General features: G+C 38.9%; 22 protein-coding genes. 11 read left to right on the forward strand and 11 right to left on the reverse strand.

Translation table 11 applies throughout. The features are described from left to right. Nucleotides 1-21: 21 nt before the first annotated feature. The 4 genes from PHV30_04255 to PHV30_04270 all read right to left on the reverse strand — a co-directional run bounded on the left by PHV30_04255 (nt 22) and on the right by PHV30_04270 (nt 9,230). A complete protein-coding gene (locus PHV30_04255; GenBank protein MDD5456227.1) occupies nt 22-3,312 on the reverse strand; it encodes a hypothetical protein in 3,291 nt (1,096 codons plus the stop codon). After that, nucleotides 3,305-6,259, reverse strand: a complete 2,955-nt coding sequence (locus tag PHV30_04260; GenBank protein MDD5456228.1) for a VWA domain-containing protein — start codon at nt 6,257-6,259, stop codon at nt 3,305-3,307. Before PHV30_04260 ends, PHV30_04255 begins: the two co-directional genes overlap by 8 nt. Nucleotides 6,260-6,264: 5 nt before the next feature. Continuing rightward, nucleotides 6,265-8,016, reverse strand: a complete 1,752-nt coding sequence (locus PHV30_04265; GenBank protein MDD5456229.1) for a hypothetical protein — start codon at nt 8,014-8,016, stop codon at nt 6,265-6,267. A gap of 146 nt (nt 8,017-8,162) precedes the next feature. After that, complete coding sequence (locus PHV30_04270; protein ID MDD5456230.1) at nt 8,163-9,230, reverse strand: 4Fe-4S cluster-binding domain-containing protein; 1,068 nt, start codon at nt 9,228-9,230, stop codon at nt 8,163-8,165. 94 nt (nt 9,231-9,324) lie between these two features. Here PHV30_04270 and PHV30_04275 point away from each other — a divergent pair, with 94 nt between their 5' ends. From PHV30_04275 to PHV30_04285, 3 genes are read left to right on the forward strand one after another with little or no spacing between them, the layout of a single operon-like run. Further along, on the forward strand, nt 9,325-10,689 hold the full coding sequence (locus PHV30_04275; GenBank protein ID MDD5456231.1) for a radical SAM protein: 1,365 nt from the start codon (nt 9,325-9,327) through the stop codon (nt 10,687-10,689). After that, nucleotides 10,676-11,560 carry a hypothetical protein gene (locus tag PHV30_04280; protein ID MDD5456232.1) on the forward strand — a complete coding sequence of 295 codons (885 nt, stop codon included), beginning with the start codon at nt 10,676-10,678 and terminating at the stop codon, nt 11,558-11,560. Before PHV30_04275 ends, PHV30_04280 begins: the two co-directional genes overlap by 14 nt. Further along, on the forward strand, nt 11,548-12,333 hold the full coding sequence (locus PHV30_04285) for a radical SAM protein (protein MDD5456233.1): 786 nt from the start codon (nt 11,548-11,550) through the stop codon (nt 12,331-12,333). The genes PHV30_04280 and PHV30_04285 overlap by 13 nt, the downstream gene beginning before the upstream one ends. Nucleotides 12,334-12,504: 171 nt before the next feature. Here the strand turns inward: PHV30_04285 and PHV30_04290 are convergent, their stop codons facing one another. Then, entirely contained in the window at nt 12,505-13,422 is a 918-nt protein-coding gene (locus PHV30_04290; GenBank protein MDD5456234.1) for an FAD-dependent oxidoreductase, read from the reverse strand. Between the two features lie 87 nt (nt 13,423-13,509). Here PHV30_04290 and PHV30_04295 point away from each other — a divergent pair, with 87 nt between their 5' ends. After that, nucleotides 13,510-13,734: a hypothetical protein gene (locus tag PHV30_04295; protein MDD5456235.1), complete on the forward strand. Its 225-nt coding sequence runs from the start codon at nt 13,510-13,512 to the stop codon at nt 13,732-13,734. A gap of 17 nt (nt 13,735-13,751) precedes the next feature. Here the strand turns inward: PHV30_04295 and PHV30_04300 are convergent, their stop codons facing one another. Beyond that, nucleotides 13,752-14,690 (reverse strand): class I SAM-dependent methyltransferase, encoded by a 939-nt coding sequence (locus PHV30_04300; protein MDD5456236.1) that lies wholly within the window; start codon nt 14,688-14,690, stop codon nt 13,752-13,754. Nucleotides 14,691-14,843: 153 nt separating this feature from the next. On the opposite strand from PHV30_04300, the gene PHV30_04305 reads away from it, so the two are divergent. The 3 genes from PHV30_04305 to PHV30_04315 all read left to right on the forward strand — a co-directional run bounded on the left by PHV30_04305 (nt 14,844) and on the right by PHV30_04315 (nt 17,280). Then, nucleotides 14,844-15,323 carry a beta-hydroxyacyl-ACP dehydratase gene (locus tag PHV30_04305; protein MDD5456237.1) on the forward strand — a complete coding sequence of 160 codons (480 nt, stop codon included), beginning with the start codon at nt 14,844-14,846 and terminating at the stop codon, nt 15,321-15,323. 99 nt (nt 15,324-15,422) lie between these two features. After that, on the forward strand, nt 15,423-16,499 hold the full coding sequence (locus tag PHV30_04310) for a glycosyltransferase family 4 protein (protein MDD5456238.1): 1,077 nt from the start codon (nt 15,423-15,425) through the stop codon (nt 16,497-16,499). A 10-nt stretch (nt 16,500-16,509) separates the two neighbouring features. Next, a complete protein-coding gene (locus PHV30_04315) occupies nt 16,510-17,280 on the forward strand; it encodes a tryptophan-rich sensory protein (GenBank protein MDD5456239.1) in 771 nt (256 codons plus the stop codon). Nucleotides 17,281-17,288: 8 nt separating this feature from the next. On the opposite strand, the gene PHV30_04320 is transcribed toward PHV30_04315, so the two are convergent. Genes PHV30_04320 through PHV30_04330 form a run of 3 tightly spaced genes read right to left on the reverse strand, consistent with a single transcriptional unit; the run spans nt 17,289 to nt 19,979 of the window. After that, nucleotides 17,289-17,810, reverse strand: a complete 522-nt coding sequence (locus PHV30_04320; protein ID MDD5456240.1) for a peptidylprolyl isomerase — start codon at nt 17,808-17,810, stop codon at nt 17,289-17,291. Between the two features lie 29 nt (nt 17,811-17,839). Further along, entirely contained in the window at nt 17,840-18,487 is a 648-nt protein-coding gene (locus PHV30_04325; GenBank protein MDD5456241.1) for a pyruvate kinase alpha/beta domain-containing protein, read from the reverse strand. Nucleotides 18,488-18,530: 43 nt separating this feature from the next. Then, nucleotides 18,531-19,979 (reverse strand): alpha-amylase family glycosyl hydrolase, encoded by a 1,449-nt coding sequence (locus PHV30_04330; GenBank protein ID MDD5456242.1) that lies wholly within the window; start codon nt 19,977-19,979, stop codon nt 18,531-18,533. A 101-nt stretch (nt 19,980-20,080) separates the two neighbouring features. Between PHV30_04330 and PHV30_04335 the strand changes: the two genes are divergently transcribed. The 3 genes from PHV30_04335 to PHV30_04345 all read left to right on the forward strand — a co-directional run bounded on the left by PHV30_04335 (nt 20,081) and on the right by PHV30_04345 (nt 22,181). Further along, nucleotides 20,081-20,845, forward strand: a complete 765-nt coding sequence (locus tag PHV30_04335; protein ID MDD5456243.1) for a SprT family zinc-dependent metalloprotease — start codon at nt 20,081-20,083, stop codon at nt 20,843-20,845. A gap of 1 nt (nt 20,846) precedes the next feature. Beyond that, a complete protein-coding gene (locus PHV30_04340; protein MDD5456244.1) occupies nt 20,847-21,731 on the forward strand; it encodes a leucine-rich repeat domain-containing protein in 885 nt (294 codons plus the stop codon). Nucleotides 21,732-21,911: 180 nt separating this feature from the next. Continuing rightward, entirely contained in the window at nt 21,912-22,181 is a 270-nt protein-coding gene (locus tag PHV30_04345; GenBank protein MDD5456245.1) for a hypothetical protein, read from the forward strand. Between the two features lie 51 nt (nt 22,182-22,232). Here the strand turns inward: PHV30_04345 and PHV30_04350 are convergent, their stop codons facing one another. Beyond that, a complete protein-coding gene (locus tag PHV30_04350) occupies nt 22,233-22,847 on the reverse strand; it encodes an LUD domain-containing protein (protein MDD5456246.1) in 615 nt (204 codons plus the stop codon). A gap of 176 nt (nt 22,848-23,023) precedes the next feature. Here PHV30_04350 and PHV30_04355 point away from each other — a divergent pair, with 176 nt between their 5' ends. Beyond that, nucleotides 23,024-23,908 (forward strand): tetratricopeptide repeat protein, encoded by an 885-nt coding sequence (locus tag PHV30_04355; protein ID MDD5456247.1) that lies wholly within the window; start codon nt 23,024-23,026, stop codon nt 23,906-23,908. A gap of 16 nt (nt 23,909-23,924) precedes the next feature. Here the strand turns inward: PHV30_04355 and PHV30_04360 are convergent. Further along, the coding region (locus PHV30_04360) for a 2-isopropylmalate synthase (GenBank protein MDD5456248.1) at nt 23,925-25,364 on the reverse strand (1,440 nt) is incomplete at its 5' end.

The following is a 25,364-nucleotide window of genomic DNA, read 5'->3' on the forward strand; positions in this document are numbered from 1 at the left end:
GTCAAAAAAAATCTCAGGCCTTTATCCAAGTAATGAATCAATCTCCTTAAACAGGTCGTCCACTTCGTGCAATACTTCTTCCCGTTCCTCAGCAAAAATTCTTTCCAGGGCCATATTCAACTGTTTGGTTATTATTTCAAATTCTTTGTCCATACCGCTTATAAGGATCAAAATGTCTTTCATCATAGACTCACTTATCTTGAATTTATGCATTTCCCTGCTTAACTCATTTTTTATTTCCATAAGCTGATCTATAAGAGACCGCGCATTATTCAGCTGGTTTTCCAGCTCGCCGGCAGCCGGATTAATGTTTATCGACTTTATGGCTTTCCCAATTTTTATCAATTCCGGCTTAAACTTATCCTGCAGCAGAGGAGCGGCTTTTTCCGGTGACAGCAGTTCTTCTATTTCATCGAAAGCCCAGTTAGCAAAAGATAATCCCGCGGCATCCAGTAAATTTTTCACTTCATTTCTATCTGTTCCGGTGAATTTCGATAAATATACGTCCTCTATGGCATCTGTAATTATTCTTTTTCTTATCTCTTTGCCGCTGCAAACATTTTGCGCGCGCATAGCAGCGTGTCCGGGTTTATCTTCAACTGTGTCCACAATTTCATCTGTATCTATTTTTTTGAGAATAGCAATCAATTCCCGCCTGGTGATAAGAAGCTCCTGATCTGTTTTAGCCAGTTTTCGCAAGCTAATTACCGGATGCACCTGATTGGACAGTCCATAATGGAACTCGGCCAGAGCCTTCAGAAAACGGTCGGTTTTCATCAATCTGGATAAATTATCAAACTTGACAGGATCTATTTCAGCAGCATACCTGTAACCGTGTATTTCTATTTCCGGCTGTGACCCGTAAATAAGGTAAGTGAGCATTTGCTCTATTTCAATATCACTGACATTATCTATCTGCAAATACATGGACCAGCGATTGATAGCCGCAGGGCTAAACACTTTTTTACCAGGGAATTCAGCAGGATTTCCTGTAGCATAATTTCTGGACATTTTATGTATACCGCCATTCTGTTCGGTAAGATTTTCACTGTCGTGTTCCGATACCAAAAAGCTTTTTGGCCTTTCCAGCAATGAATTGAAACGTTCGCCTACATTGGTTTCGGACTGGTTAAGTTCGTCCCAGATAGCAGTGTGCCCTTTGCGATTGGACACAAGTAAATCTTCCTCCAGATAAATCCAGCTGGTAGCCGGTATATATAAACCTTCCAGAACGGCTATTCGTTTGGACTCATCTTCAGTTAGCGTCCGCTGTTCATTTTGCGCGGATTCTATAAGTTGTACAGTTTCTTCGGTCAGTACCAGATCATTATAATTACAGATAATTTCCATATATCTTGCTGCCAGTGTTTTATCAGAAGGTACATATTTACCGATAACATCCGCAGGGTTAGTCCTGCCGTTAAAATTTATACGATGTACAGGTTGATTTATCAGACCATCGAAATAAGTTATTCCGGAAGTTTTGGTAGTAGCCGGTAATCCTTCTATAAGAAGCGGTATATCATATTTGTGCGCTATAGCGATATTCACCAGGAGCCTGACAGTCTGCCTGTCCAGACAAAGCCTGCCTTCCGTGTCTAGATTCGGCACCAGCTCCTGCTCTTCTGGAGTCAAATCATTACGGATGTCTACTTTCAAATCATGAATATATAAATACTTGCCGTCCGGAGATTTTTCTATTACCGGTCTGGCTACATTGCTGATAGCACGGGGTTTATGATTTAAGCGAAAATAATCCAGAGCCTTTTCAGCGTCTGATATTTTTGCTTCCTCTGCTTTGGCAATAAGCTCCCCAAGCGGCTTATTTAATTTACCTGGAAGCTTTAAACCTTTCAATAAATCAACAGCGTCTTCTCTGACTATCAGATTATCACTATAAGGATTTACAAACAGCTGCCGGATAATATGAAAATTTTTACCGAACATTTCATTGGTTGTAAGATAATATTCCTTATCAATAACCCCGAACAAGTTTAGCTTCATTTCCACTATAGACTGACGGTCATCAGGGTCCAGTTTGAAACGGCTGGAATAAAATAAATCTATACCTCGTAAAAAAGTTTCTACAGGATTATTTTGAAAGGTATAGGACTTGCCGGTTTCCCTGTCAATACTTTCGAATTCTGACAAAAAGCGGAGAAAACTGATTATATCGCGGCGGGTAAAAGTAAGTTTCTGCTTACGATTGCGGTTAAGAATATTGGATACACACAGTTCCTGTAATTTGTGATGAAAATTGCCCAGCAAGCCGTAAAACGGCAGAAACTCCGGTTTCATCAGACTTGGGAACTGCGGAGCCCTGTCGTCGGCCTTATAAACTTTACCACGATGCGTAATCTCCGGTTGTAAACCAAAAGTTAAGAAAGCGATAAGGTCTTTTATTTCCCGAATTGTGGGAGCCTCTACTGTGCGTTTCATCACCCTGCCCCGCAAGTCTTGTGACTGCTTATGCCGCATACCGTAAACCGTGCCGGCCTGGTTCTGAGCGGCACCGATCCTGAACCATTCGCTGACTTTATCCCTGCCTGCGGCATAACGCGACATAGTGCGCGCAGCACCCGGGATACGGATTTTCCTGCCTGCTTCAAATACAGGATTATAAATAGATTGTCTGTCCGCGGGCGCCAGGTTCAGTTCATCCGCCAGATATAAGCCTCCATAGGTCGCGCTTTCAGGCAAAGGCCCGTCGTTTAAGGTAAAAGGTGTCATGGGCATATCGATATTTTCCAGATCGGCTATTTGGTGCAAATCATCTTCGGCTATTGGTTTCATATATACACGACCCTGATTTGCGTAGCGGTAACTGTTAATTAATTTGCGGCTTTCAGGGTCAAGCCTGCTGATATCCTTATCGTGCAGCAACTTGAATAATTGGCTCTGACCTTTGGCGGAATTGGGCACGTATCGGCCCAGGATATCGCCAGGGTCAATTTGTTCGGAGTGATTTACTCGCCACATAGGTAAATTTAAAAGAGCCGCGACCAGCACAAAAGCTGTGGTCTTAGCGGCAGCGGTATCACCCTCAGCCAGGGAAACCGCATCCGCTTTGAAATCATCAAGGATAGAAAAAACAGTTTGCACAAACGACTGGTCCATGACCAGATTGTTCAGCCACTTTCTTAAATCCGGAACACGGTCCAGTACCTGGTACGGGACATCTGTTCTTCTGGGTATACGTTTATCTCCGTAACGCAGCCACATACCATCCGGAGTAATGGCAAAAGGAGCCTTGATATTGGTTATAGGCAGTAATCTGGCTTCCGGGCATATCGCTGTTACTTTTTTATTCATATTTTATCTTTCCGCTAAATTTATCGTTAGCTTTTGCTTTAAAATCCAACAAATCTATGGGAATTTTTTGTTCCGGATAATTCTGTTTAAAGTCGTCGGCAAAAGGCAGATTATTGGTATTCAGCGCATAACGATCAAACATCGGATGATTTATCGCTGAATGTAATAAATGTGTCCTCAATAAATTTTTCAAATTTGAACTGCTATTTGTCGATAAATATTGTTGAGGATTCTCCATCATATCTCTGAGCAACGGAGGAAATACCTCCACAAATTCCTCATGGCTCAGGTTTGGCAAGGCAATAGGATAATGCTTGTCCAGTTCACTTGTTTCCGGCCCAAAGCCAAGGGCTATAGGCAGGGGTATTACAGCTTCTCTGGCAATAACACCGAGTACCTCAGGTAATTTTTGAGGCTGACCTGTACCGCCATCGGTCAATAAAATCATGAATTTTATTGTGCCTGGCCGCTGCTTAAATATGTTATAGCCGAATTCCAGGGCTTCCGCGTCATTTGTTCCACCACTGGGCAACTTTACTATGGTACTCAGACGGTTCCTCATCGCGGGACTCAAATTATCCTCAAAATCTTTCAGGATAACCTGCCCGTAATTAAAACCGATTACACTGTTTTTTATAGAATTTCTTTCCAGGGCTTCAACTCCCATGGTCAGGCCCACAAAAGCCTGGATAATCTTGCGGTTATCTTTCATGGAGATGGATAAATCGATAAAAAATAAAAACTCGAAATCATATTCCTGCGGCAGGGTTTCACGTCCGAAAATCTGGTACAAGGCAGGATTTGCCTGCATCTGCATGGCCATTTCCATGGAAATATAGTTACCGCTATCATAGCCATAGCGCAATTGAGGATTTTTATTCTTATATAAAACGTCTCCTATTCCGGTTGTCAGACGGTTTATAGGGTCAGCGAACTTTACCAGCACCTGTTCATACGGATTTAAAGAAACCAGCAGATCTCCCTGATTAACCGCTTCGTCCAGTTTATTGATAATCTCACGACTTTTTTGCTGGACCTCCTGCAGTTTATCCGGTGAAATTTCCGGTTCGGTCTTTATATCCCGAGCCAGAGCCTGCTGATTTAATACCGGACTTGAGACTTGTTTATCTATATTGTCAGGTATTCCGTCAATATCCGGTCCTGATATTTGTTCCGGGCCTGTTTTAGCGGCATCCTGTTGCATGGCAAATCCGTCTCCACCTGTACCGCCCTGTGCTGATTTGCCAGGCACACCAGACGGATCTTCAGAAGGTTTATCGCCGGTCTGTTCACCTGTTGCTTCTTTTCCAGCGGAGGCCTTACCTTTATCAGGTTTATTAAATTTATGCTGACCTTCGTTAATATCCTGCAATTGTTTACCGGCTTCATTTAGGTTATTTTCAAGCTTATTTTCTATTTCGGGTAAAGTATTCTCCTTAGCTTTCTGTTTAAGTTTTTCTTTCAATTCATCAGAAACCTTGTTCCAGTCTATTTCACCTTTCCAGTCTTTGGGAATTTCAGCAGGAGTTTGAGCTCCGTCCTGACCATCTTGAACGTCTTTTGCAGGTTGGCCCTGCCCGGATTTATCGTCCGGTAACGTTTCAGGCCCTTCTTCAGGTTTCCGGGTATCTCCCTTCTTACCCATAGCTGAACCTTTATCCGCAATTTTAGCGCCATCTGGTTGTCCCAGCTCACCCTCAGGTAAACCTTGAGGTGTTTTACCTTCTTTAACAGGTTGTTTTCCAGGTTCAGCAGCTCCATCAGGTTTACCGGCAGCTTCAGGTTTTTCGTCTCCGGCTTTTCCGGCATCTTGTCCCTGAGCTTTGCCGGTTCCCTGTTTATCTGATCTTTGAGCAGGTTGTTGAGATCCGGTCTTTTTTTCCGGAGCTGCAGTAGGAGCAGATGACTGACCTCTGTCACCTTCTGCTGATGATGGTTGTCCGGATTGACCACTGCCTGCTCCGGGCATGGGCATACCCTGTCCACCCTGCTGTTGATTGTTCGCGTTTTGCATATCTTGAATCGCCTTCATAATAGCTTTTATCAATTCGTCCATCTCCTGCGGAGTTAACTGATCTAAAATATCTTTACGGCTTGATTCATCAAGCATCTGCTGCCGGGCCCTTTCCAGGTCTTTGAGCTCATCCAGCATATCGCTATAACCTTTTTTCCAGATTTCCTCAATAACAATCTTAAAGGACTCTGTTGCCGAGCGCTGTACTTCATATTCATCGAGTGACTTTGGTTGTTCCTTATAGGCCCTGTTAAAGGCGTCCAAAGTTTCATCCAATAACTTGCGAACCCTGTCCGGTAAAACTTTGGATGTTTGCCCGGTTTTCCAAAATTTGATTAATTCAGAGGTATAAATGATAAAATCAGGTGTATGGCCAAGGGCCTGCTTGAGGGCAAGCAGTTTCATGGGTTGGCCGAATAATTCGGGATTTTCACCTGTCAAATAATCATAGGAGAGGTCCTGCCACTTACTGCTTCCGGGTAATTTGCGCAGCATATAATCATTATCCCGCGGGTCCTCTACAGCATTTAGCAAAGCTCCCAGGGCCATCATTTCAAAATATCCGTCTACTTCCTTTTTTTCTTCCATATCTGCCGCGAATTCCGGGTAACGAGTTATCAGTTTATGAATTATTTCGTGCAGACTGATAAAATTAAGTTTTAAAATTTCCTGCTTAATATCCAAGGTATCAAAGCTAATCATGATCGGATCAAAAACTATGCGGTTATTGTCAAAATCCATAAACGAGCCGCCGCCTGCCTGCCCCCACTGTACCTGCAATTTGCGGTCGGACCTGACCTGATTAATAAGTACTCGCAGCTGGTTTAGTACCGTTTTACCGAACTTGTTATAGGGATTTTTATAAAAATCCTTTAATAATTCCTGGATTTCTTTCTTTTTACTGTTCAAAACTTCTGCTACTATTTTAAACATGAGAGTCAGCGAATTACCATTGCTTCTCTCTCATTAAGATGATCCTCAAACAATGTGTTCAATCTTTTGGAAGCTTTGTGCAAATCGGAACTTAAAAAATATTCTATACCGGGTAAACGCTGTGCGCCGTTAATCTTGTTATAGCTGTTGAAAGACCAATTTCCGACCAATGGGTCGACAATGGCCAGTACTGGAATCCCATTTCCTCTTCTACCGCCCTTTGACAGGGCCAGTGCCGCTTCAGTAGCTGTCTGACCACCCCCACCTAAAATCAGAAGAATATCTATAGATTGCAGAAAAACTTCAGATTCTGAACCCCATTCCGAACCCCAAACTATCATTCTTTGAGTATTAGCCAGTTTATAACCGATCCCTTTGGAACTCATTATCCCCGAAGATGAAATATTCATTTCATTGGAGACTTCATAAAAGCTTTTAACTCCACCGATAGCTGTCATTCCTGAAACATTTTCCAAAAGATCATGATATTTGGGATTGGTGTTTAACATTAAGGAAGATAAAATCAGCTTATGACGCCCTACATCTGTCTTTCTGCCGGAATTACCGGCGAAACCAAGACGCAATTTATCATGGGTTTCCTTCATAAACCTGTGCCAGGAAATATGTGTTCCTTTAAAAAGTCTCTGGTCCGGTAAAAGATTATTTTTAGTGAACTCCACAACTTCGTTCGGATCTTCCGTGTACCAGATGCCGTTATTAAACACTTTGAAAACCTCATCATCAGGATTCAAATACAAAGAAACAACCGGTTTATTTAATCTGGAAGTTGCCAAAGCTTCTGATAAAGAACCGCTCCTGCCTCCCAGCAAACACAGCATATCCACAGTATGACCAAAAATGTTGACGTGATCAGTGTAATTTTCTCCGGCAATAGCCAGATAATCCATTTTGGGAAAATCTTTACTAAAGGCCCCCTGGGCTTGCAAATGCAATAAATCCTCTATACCTTTCCAAGGCATGATCCCTATGGATAATTTATTATTTTTAACTGCCTGCAGATGTGCGTCTTTGATAAATGCCCACATAGTGCCGCCATGCACTATAGCATCGGTCCAGTTATTTAAACCTTCAATAATAGTTTTAACAGCTTTTGACTGAGATTGAGAATTTATTTTGGCCGGATTGGTCGGGCCGGCAAAACCCAGTTTTAATCCTCCTCCGGTATAAATATCACGGAACTCCTGCAAGCTCATTCCTCTTCTGGTCAGGCCCAAAGTTTTATTCATAAACCTGCCTAAACCGGGAGGTATTTCATCCATATAAATTCTGTCTGTTAAACCGGCAAGCAATTCCCGAACCTGTTTGGGATCATAGTATTCATTGCCTATAATAATCTCTTCTGTTCCAGGTTTTAGACCTTTATTATTTACTGTTAGTAAAAGTTCTTTTGTTTTCGAGTCAATGGCCGCAGAATATTCCTTGTAGCCCTTATAACGGGTTTGATTAAGAATAATATCAGTCAGAGCGTCATTAAATTTTACTAAAGCCTTAATGAAATGCACGTAATCTTCTTTAGGCAGTTCATCAATTTGATAAGCAAATATTTTATCCTCAAACTTTATTTCTACAACCCATTTTCCTTTGACAGGATTCTGAAACTTCACCGGACTGTTGGGGCCCGTAATATAACCGTTAATCAAATCATTAAATTTTTTTAAAGCCCATAAATACATGGCTTGTTCTGATTTTTTAGGAACTCTGCTGACCGCTCCCTCATTAATTAACTTGGTTTTCATAAAATTCATCATCCTTTGCTATCAGTATCGACAAGGTTTGGAAAGATGATATCTTTAAATTTTTCAAGAATATCCCCAGAATTGTCGACAAAGACAAATTTATTATGAACTTACATTAAATATGTCGGGTAAAAGCGCGAAAAATTTCAACAATTTTTTAAATAAGCGCAGATATTACATGGCCCTGACAACGAATTTAGAGAGCGGTTGGCCAGCGTCGGACTACTGCGCTGCATCTCTTTATACAAGGCCGGAAGACCGCCTGAAAAAAGTCGTCTAATGATTTTGCTTTGATTCGCATTGTATAAAATTCCTTCTAAAGATTCTGTCCTTATATTGCCAATCCTGTGTACAAGACTAAATCCCGGACAGGCAAAAACATCTCCGTTAGCACGCACAAATAATCTTGGCCCCAGATAGTCATTATTATTAATAACGGCTTGCGGTGAACAGTTTAATATTCGTTCATTGAAGCGCTCCACCAGCATCTCCAGCCCGGTTTCTTCATTATCCCTAGTAGATTTTCTTATAGCTGTTGAACATAAAACCGGGTCAACGATTTTGATAAAATGAAAATCAAATAAATTTAGAGGTAGCTGATACTTATCCAAAAGAAGTTGAAATTCCTTTTCAATTTTTTCCATATTTTCAGGGTTATAGTCAAAATTAGCCAAGGTTATGAAAAAACGCTCCGGATCCAGTAAGGTTAAAGCGCTGACCAGAGCATATATGCTATTCAACAGCGGAATCCCGGCTATATTCTGCTGACCCTGCGAAATATACAAACCGGGCTTTAAGAATCGGTTATGGGTTGAAAAATACAGTCTTGTTAACAATTTTTCAGTATTCTGTATGGTGTCAAAGGCAAAACCGTTAGTATTAATTTTATATAAATCCAGAGGAGCGATTTTTATTATTTCCAAAAGCCTGTCAAAACTCTGGAAGGGTTCGCCTCCGGTCAGAGTATAAAAAGCAATGCCCGTTCCGGCTGCCCCCGCAAAAATTTTTTCTATAATTTCCGTAGACAATACATTCGCAGATTTTTCCACGGCACATCCAGCGCAACCAAGGTTACAGGCAGCCGTTATTTCCAGTTCCATGCCCAGCGGACGGTAAACCCAGTCCGCCGGATACCTGCTTTGATGATCATTACAAAAGCCGGAAAGATCCTGAAAAGGGCTATAGGGCAGAAAATAGGAAAATTTTTTATTCACGCTGAGACCCCTGTTAAAAATAAAACAGACCGTTTATCATATTATAATAAACTTTGAACGCAATCAACCGAAGCCGATCAGAAGGACCAAATTAATGAATATCCTGTTCCTGCACATATCCGAACATACTAATAATAAATTTCGTACTAACCTGGTTCCCTGCGGAATGTTCGGGCTGGCCGATTATATATCGAACAGCGGAGCAAATGTGAAAATAATTCATAAAGAACTGGAAGAGCTGTTAAATCCGGGATTCTCTATTACCGAGCACATAGCAAAAAATAAATACAGGATTGTCTGTATGGACCTGAATTATCACACACAAGCTTTCAGCGTGATTAAATATGCCCAACTAATAAAGCACAGTTTTACCGACACTTATATTTGTCTGGGAGGGATGACGGCTTCTCTTTACGCAAATGAAATCCTGGAAAACTTTCCTGAACTTGATTTTATTATTCGGGGAGACAGTGAAGAGCCACTTCTGCGACTTATTACCGCGTTAAAAAACAAACAATCTCCAGTTCTTATAAAAGGGATCAGTTACCGACAGGGCAAAAGGATATTTAACAACGAACTTGCGGGCTCTATAAAGCCGGATATATTGAATAATATCTCATTTTCTAACTATAGTCTGCTCGCTCATTACGACGAATACCTACGTCTGCGTATGGGCACGCCGATACTGTATAAAGAACGTCAGGCATATTACTCGGCGGGACGTAACTGCAACAAAAACTGCAGTTTCTGCGGAGCATCGGTCGATGTTAAAAAAAAGTTATCCGTCAACGGAGCTACTTTATGGAAAAGCATACCTTCTGTTCTCAACGATTTCAAAAAATTCAAGGAATATCAAATAAGCAGTTGGAATACCTGCTGGGATCCACCTGATAATCATGAGTATTATCTGGAATTATTTAACAAAATAAGAAAAAATAACATTTATTTAAAATTAGTTTTCGATTGTTTTGATCTGCCTCACACTGAATTTATCAGGGCAGTACGGCAAACTTTTATCAGCGGTTCTGTTTTGACCCTTTCCCCGAACTCAGGGTCGCAGCAAGTCAGGGTAAATAATAAGTTGAGCAAGTACTCAAATGAAAAAATTTTTGAAACTTGCGATTTGATAGCCAAAAACAGCCTGCTTTGCAGTATTTATTTTTCAGCAGGATTTGCCGGCGAAAAAATCAGTGATACAAAAAAAACCATTAAACTTATTCAGCAAATAAAAAACAAATTTCCTAACTTCAGGATAATTGCTGAAATGATTGAACCTGAACCTTTTGCAAACGCTTTGATGTCAGATAATGACGGTGACTTGACTGGTTTTCCAAAAACATTTATGGACTATTATCAATTGCACAAAGACGGAAAAGAACTGTCGTACGGCACAAAATACTTTAAATTTGAGGAAATAAAAGAGATAATTGGAGAGTATAACACTTATGCATCAAACTGAAGAACTTTTTAACAAACTGAAAACAATCGAAAACCATATCGAAAAGCTTTCGCCAACTGAAAAAAACAACCTTTATAAAGATCTGGACAATATGCTTATCAGATTAAACAGCAAGGCTTACACCGAATCGGATTATATTGAAAGAAATCCCTTTGACATGCCCAGAAGGATCAGGGATTTTTTCTATTGCTTCGAGCGCTATCATGATCACGCCCTGGCCTGGGAAGAAGTACTGAAAAAAATAGATTTAACAGACATAAACGGTATACTTGATCTCTGCCCGGGGAACGGTCCTAAAGCCGCTATTGCCCTGCATTATCTTGACTTTAGGGGAACACTTTACCATCTGGACAAGGACGAAGCTGCTTCAAATGTACTGCTTACTTTTATTAAAATGTTCAGGTCTCGTTTTACTCTTAAATATATTAATCAGGATTTCTTTGAATATAACGGACAAAAAGTGGACATGCTAATTGCCAATCATGTTATTGACGATCTGTTAATAGATAAATATTGTAAAACATCCGGTGTTTTACTTGAACATATTTATGAATCCAATGACTTATTTCTGGACACTATAAAAAGAATAACGGATGAACCTGATTCCGTGAGGACTGAGTACGCCGAACACATAGCGCTAACTCTTTCCAGGTATTTGTTACCGGGAGGCACTGCAATCTTTTGTCACTATAGCGGACTGGTTGAAGAAAGCTTGAAAATCCATTATTGGGCGGATTATTGCAAAATGATGCTGGAAGAAATGCTCGAGAAACTGGGTAATTACGGATTTGTTTTTTCACGCAAAACAGAAAACAAAAATATGAACAGTGTCTTTTATTTTTATGAAAAATCAACAGAATGTTCAAAATAAAAAAAAGCAGAAAATTTGCCAACGGGATTGTATACTTGCTGGAAACCGATGACGGATATCCTCTGGAGGTTACGGACACGTTTCTTCCATATTATACAAAATTCTGTATTAACAAGCATTCCAACAAATTAAACAAAAATGATCCAGGCTCAAGAACCGAACGCTGGATGATAGGAGTTTCTGTAATGTCCGGGTGCCCTGTACATTGCAAATTCTGTGCCACCGGTAAACTGAAAAAATGGAGAAATCTGACAGCTGAAGAAATTGCGGCACAAGTTGAATTTATAATTTCCAGGAATAATTATAATCCAAAAAACAGTAAAGAGTTCAAGATTAATTATACCCGAATGGGGGAACCTTTTTTAAACACGGAAAATGTCAAAAAAGCCATCAGACTTGTCAATAAACTACATACAAATGTCCATCATTATATCTCGACCATCGGTATTAAAAAAAGTGACATGGCCTGGATAAAAAACAACATGACATTACAATTAAGCCTGCACAGTACTGATGAACAAAGACGAAAAGGACTTATCCCCTATACGAACAAAATGTCCATTTCAGAACTGGGTCAAGTCCGCACTAAAAGCGCTTTGAAAACTACTTTAAACCTGACCCTGGTGGATAAAAAAGATTTTGATATAAAAATACTGCGCGAATATTTTGATCCCGAATATTTTTTTATAAAACTCTCGCCTATTAATAAAAACAGCATCTCTGAAAAGCATAAACTGGGTAAAGGAATCATAAAACAAACAAATCTGCTTTGATTTGCATTATGTGGAAGGCCGGGTATAATATTTATATGGAAAAAATCATTGAACAACTGGAAAAAGAAAATTATGATTACGCAGTGGCTATTGCCACCGAAGCTGAAATAGCTGCCGAAGCAGCTTGCGGTCAATTATCCCTGATCGAAGAATAACATAATTTGACCGGAATCAACTACCAGCAAGCCCCCGAATATATTTAAGCGCGTTTAAAGCCGCAGTTGCACCCTCACCCACAGCAATAGCTATCTGCAGTCCGCCGCAGGTTACATCTCCGGCTGCGAAAACACCAGGGAGATTGGTATTCATTTCTCGATCAACGGTGATACAATCCTTGCTGCTAATGGTAACTCCGGACTTTTTTAACAAAGTTTGCGCCGGAACTTCCTGAATAATAAAAAGCCCATCAGCCGGCAAGGTGCTGACCGAACCATCTTTTTCTATTTCAACAGCTGTCAGCATGGATTCTCCCTGAATATTTGTAATACGCGCGTTTGAAATATATTTTATGTCTTTTTTTTCAATAGTTTCAATTAATTTATCCGGACATTTAACTTTTTTACAATAAGTTATCAGAGTAGTATTACAGCCAAGTTGTTTAAGCATGAGCGCATCGTCTACAGCCTCTTCATCATTACCATAGATAATAACATTTTTTCCCTTGAAAAAAGCTCCGTCGCATGTGGCGCAATATGAAACACCCATACCCACCAACCTTTCTTCATTGGGGATGGATTGTTCATGCTGCCCCCTACCTAAAGCAAGAATAACTGTTTTCGCAGTTATCAATTCGTTACGGGTTGTTACCATTTTAGGATCATAACCCAAAGCCAGTTCCAGCGCGTCACCATTAATAATTTTCGCCCCGAATTCCTGAGCCTGTTTTTCAAATCCGGACAACATTTCACTACCGGTTAGCGCCGGCAGTCCCGGATAATTTTCTATGAGATGGGCCATTTCCAGTCTGGACCTGGTTTTGCCTTTTAATATGATTGTATCCTTGCCTGCCCTGGCCGAATAAATTGCCGCGGCAAGTCCGGCCGGACCGGCTCCCAAAATTAGAACGTCTGTTTGTAGTTCCTTTAACATAGTTTAATATTATAGTACATTTTTTTTTGGAAGCAATGAAATCTGTTTCTGATGGATGTCCGGCAAATAGTTTGCTATAATTGTTTCATGGCACAACAAGAAATTTCTTCAGGAAAAAATAGCAGCGGATTAACAAAGTTTTTTTTGCTGGTATTCGGTTTGTTATCAATCGGTTACTGGATAAAATGCTTTTTGTCGATTGACCTGGTTAAACAGCATCATCTTAGCGGTCTACCCTATTTTCATCAATTATGTCAATCAGCATTAAAAGCCCATAATGCACTGGCAACCTGGCTTTCAGTAAAATTTTAAGTAATTAAACTTCGATTCTATTTCTCACTGATAATCCAGCACTGATGTATTTTTTTGTTACGAAAATCAAAGGGCACGGTCCTTTCGGAAATATCTGCAATCCTGTATTGGCTGGGAAATCTGGTTTCATCCAGATTGAAATTTCTAAAGTTTGTACTGAAAAAAAGTTCTCCTTCCGGTTTCAATAATTTTAATACCAGGTTCAACAATTCAACATAATCCCTGTCCAGAATAAAAGTATAATCAATTTTCTTGGAATTGCTGAAAGATGGAGGGTCGCAGACAATCAGATCATATTTTTTTCCTTTTAAAACACTTTCCTTTAAAAATTTAAAACAATCCGAGGTTACTATTCTGTGTCTTGTCGAAACCTCAAAACCATTTATGGCCATGTTCCGGACTGCCCATTTACTGTAGGTGTTACTTAAATCTACCGTTACAGTGGACCTGGCCTCTCCGGCTGCAGCATAACATGTAAACGACCCGGTATAGGCATAGAGGTTTAGAAAATCCTTATCCCTGGCTTTGGTCCTGACCATGTTTCTGGTATTGCGATGGTCCAGGAATAGTCCGGTATCCAGATAATTATAAAGGTCTACCTCAAATTTCAGGCCCTGTTCGTCGATTATACGGCTTTTTTCTACAATTTTTTTACTATCATCATTTTGAGATCCGCGCTGCCGGGCCTGCTTTTTGAGAATAATATCCTGTTCCTTTAGGTCCAGACCTGCCTTAATCTGATCTATACAGTCCAATGTAAACAGTTGCTGCTTTTTTTCGGTATCATCCTTTTTCCGGTGATAAATCCAGACAACAGCCTGCCCGGCATACCAATCTATGAGCACCGGATATTCGGGAATATCCTTATCATAAAGCCGAAAACAGGTAATATTGTTCTGAGCTGCCCATTTCCGCATGATTTTGAAACGTTTGATTAATCTGTTGGCCAGCATCATATATGCTCATTATTCATAAAAAAACAGTTTTTCGCAACAAAAAACCGGCAAAGATTTTCTAAAAGTAATTTTGCGTTCTTATTTCAGTTGTCAATCAGTACTAAATATCTTATATTATTAAGTCTAGCAAATTAAAGATAAAGGAGTTATGTTATGGTTTCCAATCCGCTAATTGATTTAAATACACTTGACCTCAGCAAAGAAATTGTGTCCAAAAAAGAAATATTAAAGCTCAACCCTCAACGTTATGAATTTGAACAGCTGGATAAAATAGTATATATGGATCTGGAAAACTATCTCGCTGTAGGGACAAAAAAACAAACTCCAGACGAATTTTGGACAAAAGGACATATTCCCTCCAGACCATTAATGCCGGGTGTGCTGATGATTGAGATGGCAGCCCAGTTGGGTTCTATTTTGTTTCATAAAAAACTTGATACTGAGGGAAAAACTTTTTTTGGTTTTGGCGGAGTAAATAATGTAAAATTCCGAGGCAGTGTTGAGCCCGGAGCTAATTTTATAATGGTTGTTAAAGCCACAAAATTTCGCCCCAGAATAGCCACATTTGATGCGCAGGGTTTCGTGGACAATAAAATGGTTTTCGAAGGTGAAGTAACCGGACTTATTTTTTGAACTTTATTTATATTCATTTCTTATTTATAATGGTTGTATGACGGTTCGTTCAAATAGAGTTTCTTTGGATTTGAACACAACAGAAAAAATTTTCCTCTCATGAAAAAAAATATCAAACAAAAACACGCGCTGAATTGTAAAATCAAAGTAAACATTTTTGCTGAATCCTTTATAGGAGAAGCCAATGGAGTTCTTACCGCTGTTAAACAAACTATTCAGGCGCTTACACACCATAAGGAAGTTGAAGTACAGTTTAACGGTAAAAAACAAGCAGATATTCTGCATTCACATACTATCGGACCTTTCTTTTTACTAAAAAGTCTGGAAAAATCTCATAAAACTATTATTTCCGCTCACGTAATACCGGATTCTTTTATCGGCAGTCTTATTTTCAGCAAGTGGTGGAAACCATTGGCCAAGGTATATTTGAGGTTCATATATAACCAAGCGGATACGATAATCGCAGTCTCGCCTAAAGTTAAAGTAGAGCTGCAAAAAATTGGCATAAAAAGAAACATTGAGGTCCTATGTAACGGTGTTGACCGAAAAAAATTTAAACCCGATGAGACCGCGCGTAAAAAAATTCGTAAAAATTATAATATACCTCTCAAAAAAACTGTAGTTTTATGCGTCGGACAGCTGCAACCGCGTAAAGGACTGGAAGATTTTATTGCCTGCGCCCGATTATTACCTGATTTAATTTTCTTGTGGGCCGGCGGAAGACCTTATGGCAGACTAACCGAGCAATATTCAAAAATGAATAAGCTGATAAACACCGCGCCTAAAAATATTATTTTTACCGGGATAATTGCTTTTGATGAAATACCATATATTTATGCTGCCGCGGATATATATTTTATGCCCTCCTACCAAGAAAATTTTGCCTACGCAACGATCGAGGCTGCTTCAGTAAAACTGCCATTGGTTACCAGGGATATACCGGAATACCTGGATACTTTGTTTAACCATTATCTTAAAGGTACAACTGTTCAGGAATTCTGTTTATGCATCCGCAGACTGACCGAGGATAAATCCTGCTATCAAAAGTATCAGCACCACTCTGATATATTGGCAGAAAAATATAATCTGAACATTTATGGAGATAAACTGATAAATATTTATAAAAATGTCCTTGAGGAATGCAGCCAAGCAGAATTGGCTGAAAATGTCGTTTAGGTAATATTCTATGATAAAACTGATTCAAATATTTAATATTATCAGTTTTATCGGAATGATCATTATCAATTCTCTGGCTAATACCCTGCCTATTAACGGAAAAAATACCGGTGAAATTTCCGATCTCTACCCCAATCTTTTCACTCCTGCAGGGATTACTTTTTCAATATGGGGTATTATTTACCTGCTTTTACTATGTTTTGTTGTATTTCAAAGCCAGGGTTTGATCAGACCTGAAAAAACACCTGAGGCGGTAAAAAAAATCGGCTGGCTTTTTTTTCTGTCCTGCATACTCAATGGCTCATGGATAATAGCCTGGCATTATCAGCAAATTTTTTTGACTTTGTTCATAATGATATTATTGCTGCTGGTATTGGTGTTTATTTACAGAAAGTTGAATTCCGGTTTAATAAAAAACACTCTGCAAATCACTTTTTTTACTAAAGTTCCTTTCAGCGTTTATCTGGGCTGGATAACTGTTGCTGCCATTGCCAATATTACAGTGTTTATGGTTTCCATACATTTAGACAGCATAGGTATTGGTGGCCAATTTTGGACATGTTTAATGATTATAATCGCAACTATAATAACATTAATTGTTATTAATAAAAAAAGGGATATTTTCTATACTTTGGTCATCATCTGGTCGCTATATGGAATTATCGTAAAACGTATAGCAGACATTAAACCGGTAAACAGTATAATTTATACGGCTATACTAGCCATAATTATTATCTGCCTTTATATGTTTACAAAATATTACCAGACACGCCAAAATTAATCAGCTGATCAGTTTTTGCTGTTGAGAATTTTATTCCATTCATCCAGAGCTGGTTTTATTGAATTTAATAAAGGTTTTACATCTCCCTGAATTGTAATGGACACAATTTGGTCTCCCTGAACAATTTTGTTCACAACAGCCTGATCTTTAGGACCCATAACTTCGCCAAAAACCGTATGATGCCCATCCAGCCAAACAGTTGGGACATGAGTAATAAAAAACTGGCTGCCATTAGTTCCTGGCCCGGCATTGGCCATTGAAAGTATGCCTGGTTTACTGTGTTTCAGTTCTTTAAGAAACTCATCCTGGAATTGATAACCCGGCCCACCGGTTCCGTTGCCCAGAGGACATCCTCCCTGGATCATAAAATCGTTAATTACTCTGTGAAAACTCAAACCGTTATAAAATCCCCTGGTAGCCAGATTTACAAAATTACCGACAGTGTAAGGTGTTTGCTGACTAAATAATTTAAGCTTTATGCTACCTTTATTAGTTTTTATTATTGCTATTATATCTTTTTTACCTGCCATTTTTTCTCCTTTTCGGGAGTCATTCTCCCTTATTTTAATTTTTCATAACCTGATTTTTCCTGAGCCAGTTTTTCTTTTAATTCGTCAGAGTTTAGCGGATTAAGTGGTTTACAGAGTATTTCGTTAACTCTCAGTTTTTTCAAATTCTGAGATGATGACGCCTGCATGACAAGCGCTGTATCGGCTCCATAACCAGTTCCGGCTATAGCGACAACTTTTTCGCCGCTTTGAAGATGACCGGCGTCTGTGGCCATTAACACTATCTCAAAACATACTTTTATCCCCTGGCAAAAACAACGCAGCAGACTGGCCATGGTCGTAGAAGTATTATTGCCATACAAATTATCCGTATGAAAGAGCATTGTACCGAAGTGTACTTCATGCCCTTTGCTTCTTAAATTTTTTATTAAATCCTGAGGGAATGGATTTTCTGTTCTTTTAAAATCGAACTGATGAGGAATAATAATAAGCTGGACTTCACTATCCGCAAAGAACTCCAGAGCTCTCACTGCTGTTTTGCCTGTGGTTGAGGCCAAGACAATTTTTTTTATACTATTTTCATGTAATCTTTCTTTGGCAAGCTGAAAAGTTTTTAAAGTATTTTCAGGATTATGATCTTCAAAATAAACAATTTTGCTTTGCATTATTAATCTTTCATTTCTTAAATTATCAATCAATTAATCCTACTATATACTAAATACTAATTCAAGGCTGATAAAATTACTCTTCGGTTATTTTGAACAAATGAAAATTATATGGCCCCATCTCAAGGTACAGGCCTTTCTCTATGATTTGATTCACCGGTTTTTTGAAAGAAATTAAATTAAACAGGTCCTGAAATCCGAGATCAGCGCTTTTACTATTCAGCGGTATTTTAATAGTAACATCAGTTGAAATATGAGCATAGTTAATCACTGCCAAATAATGAGGTGCTTTAAAAAATGAAAGGACACAATCGGTATTACCGTCTTCTTCAGGTTGAATATATATCCATTCTCCGTCCTTTGTTTGTATTTTTTTAAAAGCAGTCATTAAAATGTTATAGAAAGATTGCAATTCTTCATTTATTTCCTCAGGTATTGGTCTCATTAGCTGCAGGGGTATACGTATTTTCAAACCCTCTTCCTGGCCCTGATAAAAAAGATGTATACCGGGTGACAGCATAAGAATCAAAGCTGCTGCTTTGATTCTTTCCAAACCAATGGACACAGCTGAGCGTTGTTCATCATGATTTTCTAAAAATCGTAATCTGTTAATACCGTTTTGCTTGTCTTTCATAAAGATTCTAATTTTTTCGATATTGTTTCTCTGAAGCGCATGAAGAAAATCTATGTCATAAGCGTAATCAAAACCATAAGATAGTAATTCTATTTCCGTATTCCAGTATGCTTCTGCGATGAAAATAAAATCCGGGAAACTTTTTTTTATCTGCGGTATAGCTTCCTGCCAGAACTCAAGTTTTGGTTCTGAATATTTTACTCTGTCACCCCAAATTGATTTTTGTACACGCTTCAAAATCAGCATAGCCATATCACAGCGCACACCGTCGCAAAGAGCTGCAATCCTCAGGAGTTCTCTAGTCATGTCCATTCTTGTTTCGGTGTTGTAATAATTCAACTGCGCTACATCGTCCCAGGCTGGGAAATATGGATCTTTCCCATGAGCTATTACCTGTCCGGAGACAGTGTCTTTAAAAAACACATCAGGGCTTTTTTGTATGTCTTCTTTTGTTCCCAAAATGTAATGGTCAGGTTTGGAACCAGTCCAGGGGAAATCCAACCCGGTATGGTTCGGAACAAAATCCAATATCAGCTTTATCCCTGCTTTATTCAGTCTTAACCTGAAGGATAACATACTTTGATTACTTCCCAGGCTGGAGTCTACTTCGTATGCGGCGATTGAATATGGGGAAGCGGCAATATCGTCAGCTTTAATGTCAGTTAATAATGATTTCAGTTCCTTAAAAAGTTCCTGATTCGACAAGGCAATTTCCCTGCTCTTTATACTCTTTTTCCAAACACCCATAAGCCATATGGCATCAAAGCCGCTTTTTATAAAAATATCTATTTCATTATCAGGGATATTGTCCAGTGTAATGGATTGCCGATATTTATTGGAAAGCACTTTAAGCCAGATACGTGTGTTAATTTCCAATAAGTTGTTTGCCATTTAAAACTCCCAAATAAAGTCAATTCAGCCCTTAAATTTTACAACACAAAAGCAGACATAACAACTAAAAGAAACTACTCGCTACTTTATAAGAATAAAAATTGAATAAACTAATATTTGTGGAACTGATATACTACCTGATTAATTATATGAGCGATAAAATATTTTTTTTTGAAGATATCGGAGAAGTGCTATTTAAAAAAAGCCTCAAAGCCCGGAGATTAAGGATTACCATCAAACCTTCAGAAACGGTAAAAGTAACTGTCCCTTTATTTGTAAGCATTTCCAGAGCAAAAAATCTTGTGTTAGAACGTAAAGAATGGATTAAACAAAACCTGCTGAAATTAAAAGTATCTTTTGAACCGAGAGCAATTTTTGATGAAAATATGCAGTTCCAGACAAAAAATCATACTCTAAAAATTAAACGCAGCGGAAAAAATCTTTATTCCCGAATTACTGACAGCTTAATATCTGTCAACATACCAGCTGCTCTGGATATTAAGCATAATGAAGCGCAGCAACACATAAGACGAACTATTGAAAGAGCCTTTAAAAAGGAAGCTGTTGAAGTTATCCCTAAACGCGTAAGCCAGCTGGCCAAAACCTATGGATTTAAATATAATAAAATTACCATTCGTAATGCTAAAACAAGATGGGGTAGCTGTTCCGGTCAAAATAACATCAGTTTGTCTCTGCATTTAATGCGTCTGCCTGAAGAACTGAGTGACTACATAATATTACATGAACTGCTACATACAAAAGTTAAGAACCATGGCCGGAGATTCTGGTCGGAGCTGGAAAAAATATGCCCGAACGCAAAAGAACTCAGAAAAAAATTAAGACAATTCAGGATCCAAATCTGGTAATATGGACATAAAAATTACTTATGAAACTCTGGTAAAAAAAATAACCCCTGATTTCCTGGCAGCGGAAACAGCCGGTATAATCAAGGCCTACAAAGAAAAAGATTATCAGTTTTTTAATCGACAGGCCAAAAAATTGGGTATAGAACCTAAAAAGACAAATTTATCAAAAATTTTTACCAATCTGGTCCAGCTTTACCATCCGGATAAATTAAACGGAATTATAAAAGAAATTAAAAAGCTCTATAATGAAAAAAACCACCTGAAGCTGAAGAATTTTGCTGAACTTTATATTGTCACTTCCGATAACATATCCAGGACAAGTGCTATTGATTTTGAATATGATGAAGAATACGGACTGGATGACGATGACTTTCTGAAATTCGGCATTTCCGTGGTTGATCAGGAAGAAATCTTCAGTGATCCTGATGATGATATACAAAACCATCCCGGACAAAGTTTTACAGATGCGGTTAATACGGAATTCTGCCGAAACCTGGGCTATGCATGGAATATTGTCGATCTGCAAAGATTGGAGGGTGAACTGGAACTGCAATTTCAGAACATCAATGATCTTTCCGGAATTGAAAACTGCAGCAACATCTCCAGTCTGAACCTTACACATAATCTGCTGGTTGATGTTAATATTCTATCGGAATTGAAACAGCTGGAAATTTTATATCTGGCCGAAAACCTCATTGAAGATATTTCATTCCTACGCAAATTAACCAATCTGCGGGAACTGGATATTTCTTTTAATAACATCAGAGAGATCAATATATTGCTGATTCTGAAAAAACTGGAATACGTAAATTTAATCGGAAATCCCATTAATGACCCGCATATAATAAATAAACTGCATGGCAAGGGTATAACTGTCATTTACTAACAGTCAATCATCACAAGGGTTATGAATCACAGCCTATTCCTTGAAAAATTGGCACCTTTCTTGTCATAATGTGCTTTTTAATGTTAAGGTATTATTAATCGCTACACACGGAATGATCCTGTTCATCCCTACTGATAGCTATTAATAATATCAGTGCAAACATTGAGGAGGGTGATTAATATGTTACAAGTTACAGATAACGCAAAAACCGAATTCGCCAGAATATTACTGGAAAATAAAGCAGAAAAAGATGTGGCGATACGTTTGATATTTAATGATAAAACCAGAAAACTGGAATTGGTGCTGAGTAAAGTGTTAGAACATGATCATATTGAAAAATCAGCAGAAGGGAAAATAGTTCTGTTGATAGACTCAGGACTTTTTCCGCAGCTCGAAGCTTACATTGTTGATTTTGACAAAACTACAGGTATAACAGTTAATAAAGTATAAAAATATTTAAAGCTCATATACAGTTTAAGAGGTTTTAAGATTATCTAACCTTTAAAACCCTAATTTTTCTTTTACCAAGACCAATTGTATACGTCCGGCTGTTATTTCTTTATTTATAACCAGCATTTTATTTACAGAACTGCCAGAAGCACCATAAGCTTTTTTAGCTCTTTCACTTTCCAATATCAGACAATATTCATATACACGTTTAAAGCCCTGCTCCAAATGACTAACTATTTTCTGTGTTCCTGCGACCCATATTACATGAGTAGCTCCATAGGCATATGCCGGCAACTGGCTTCCGGTCTGAGACGCAATAATAATCTCACCGTTTTCCGTAATGGCATGAACGCTGCCTATAGCCCATTCCGGCGCCGCGCCTATTTTAAGCATTTCTCTGGATTGAGTCTTCCTGTCCATGGCCAGCAATTGTTTCCGCACAGATATATAAGTTGAAGTCTCGGCAAACTCTTTATTTATCCCTATTTGCTCTAATGTTGTAGAAGACATATTCATCACTTCAGCGCCTTGCGGGATTAATTCCATAACCTTGGCTTTGGCCTCTACTCCGCTATTAACAACAAAAACACTTATACCATTTTTTTCCAAATTTGCTATGGAATTTTGAAGACTTTCATTATCCGCCAATTTGTCCCATTCAACCATAATAAATCCCCTTTTTATTTATTATTATATACCACATAATAAACATATATTCCTACGTATTTCTTTTTTATACTGACTTTATGTTACATTTTAGTGCTTCTCCAGAAAAACTTCACCAAAAATTATCGAAATTAAGCAGTTGAAAATATATATATTCGATTCTATAATAGCTTGTCATGAAATTTTTACGTTTTTTTCTGATTTTTATTCTCGCCTTGTTAAGTTTCTCAGACATTAAAGATGACGCCATGAATGCCTTCCAAAATGAGGATTATAAAACAGCGATTCCCATACTTAAAACACTTGCAGCGAAAAATGACCCTGATGCTCAATATAAACTGGGAGAAGCAAGTGAAGAAGGTAAAGGCGTAAAACAAGATTACAAAGAAGCAGCCGTCTGGTATGAAAAGGCTATCAAAAAAAATAACCCCTGGGCTTTTTATAAATTGGGATTATTGTATGAAGAAGGTAAAGGTGTAAAACAAGATTACAAAACCGCTGCCCAATATTATGAAAAAGCCGCAAAACTAAATATATCCTGGGCTCAATATAAGCTGGCAGTTCTTTATGAAAGCGGAAAGGGTGTTAAACAGGATTATGCCACCGCCATACAGCTCTATGAAAAAGCCGCAAACCAGGATAATGACTGGGCGCAATATAATCTGGCAGAGCTTTATGAGTCCGGAAAAGGTATAGAGCGAAATATTCCCAAAGCAGCAGAATATTATGAAATGGCTGCAGAGCAAAAAAATAACTGGGCACAATACAAATTAGGGTTGCTGTACCTGGAAGGAAAAAACGGCATTTCCAAAAACTACGAGAAAGCTGAACAACTTCTGGAAATGGCTGCCAAACAAAATAATCCCTGGGCAGAATTTCAGCTGGCTGTTATTTATCACACCGGCAAAATTGTTACCAGAGACGAGGTACTGGCCCTAAAATGGCTGAATTCCATTAAGGACCAGTCCGTCATCAATCGCAAAGAATATCAGCAGTTATTAACTTCCATAAAAAAAGTTATGTCTGCCGAACAACCCAAAAAAACCAAATCGACTAACTGATACATTACGTTACGGCTTACACTGTTTTTAAATATCTGTTTAAAGCGCATACCAAAGCTTTTATAGCAGCTAGAGTAATACTGACATCTATACCCACTCCAAAATAACCTTTGTCATTATCGGGCTTTTCAATCCGGACATAAGCAATAGCCTGCGAACCTGAACCGGAAGTGAGCGCGTGTTCAGAATAAAAACCTATGTTGAAATCTCCCAGCCCGCGAATAGTTTTCAAGGCACTGTGACAAGCATCCAGCGGACCGTTACCCAAACCGCTTATTTCTTTATCTGTACTGTTAAATCCAATACTTAATATACATTGCACAGTACCTGCCGGAGTTGTATCAATTTTGACATTTTTCAGAGTTAGGGGACCATCTGCTTCCAGATACTCTTTTTTAAAAGCAGCAACCATTTTCTCGGAACTGACTTCCACTCCTGTCTGATCAGCTATGGATTGCATCAGCACACCTACTTCGGAATAAATTTCCCTGGGCAGACAATAACCCAGTTCCTTTTCCAGGACAAAGGCTGTACCACCTTTTCCAGACTGACTGTTTAGACGAATAATCTGCTCATATGAACGGCCAAGATCAGCCGGATCTATGGGTAAATACGGTACCTCCCACAGACTTTCGTCTTTATTGGCACGATACTCCATACCTTTTTTTATGGCATCCTGATGCGACCCGGAAAAAGCGGTGTATACCAGTTCTCCTACGTAAGGCTGGCGTTCATGTACCGGTATTTTATTTACAGATTCCACAATCTTCTTTAAATCGTTAATATTTGAGAAATCCAGTTGCGGATAAACACCCTGAGTATACATGTTTAAAGCTATGGTAATAATATCCGCATTACCCGTACGTTCGCCGTTGCCAAACAAAGTACCTTCAATGCGTTGTGCACCGGCCAGAAGAGCCAATTCGGCAGCTGCCACAGCAGTACCTCTGTCATTATGCGTATGCACGCTCAAGATTATGCTGTCTTTTGGTTTCAATTTGCCGGACATCCATTCAATACGGTCAGCAAAAATATTAGGCATGGACAACTCAACCGTGGAAGGCAAATTGATAATAATTTTGTTTGTAGCTGATGGCTGCCATTCATTTATCACAGCTTCACAAATTTGCAAAGCGAATTCAGGCTCCGTACCCGTAAAACTTTCCGGAGAATATTCCAGTTGCACGTCCAGACCGGACTTGCCAGCGTATTTTTTTATCCAGCGCACACCCTCCAGAGCAATGGCAATTATTTCTTTTTTATCCTTGCGAAATACAATGCGACGCTGGTTTTCCGATGTTGGATTATAAAGATGGACTATCGGTTTGTGAGCACCGGAAAGCGCCTCTATTGTTCTGGCAATCAGATGTTCCCTGGACTGCACCAGTAGCTGTATTCTTACGTCCTCAGGTATATGCTGATTTTCAATCAATGTGCGAATAAAATCAAATTCCAC

It is taken from the genome of Candidatus Margulisiibacteriota bacterium, assembly GCA_028715625.1.
Taxonomy (GTDB): domain Bacteria; phylum Margulisbacteria; class Riflemargulisbacteria; order GWF2-35-9; family GWF2-35-9; genus JAQURL01.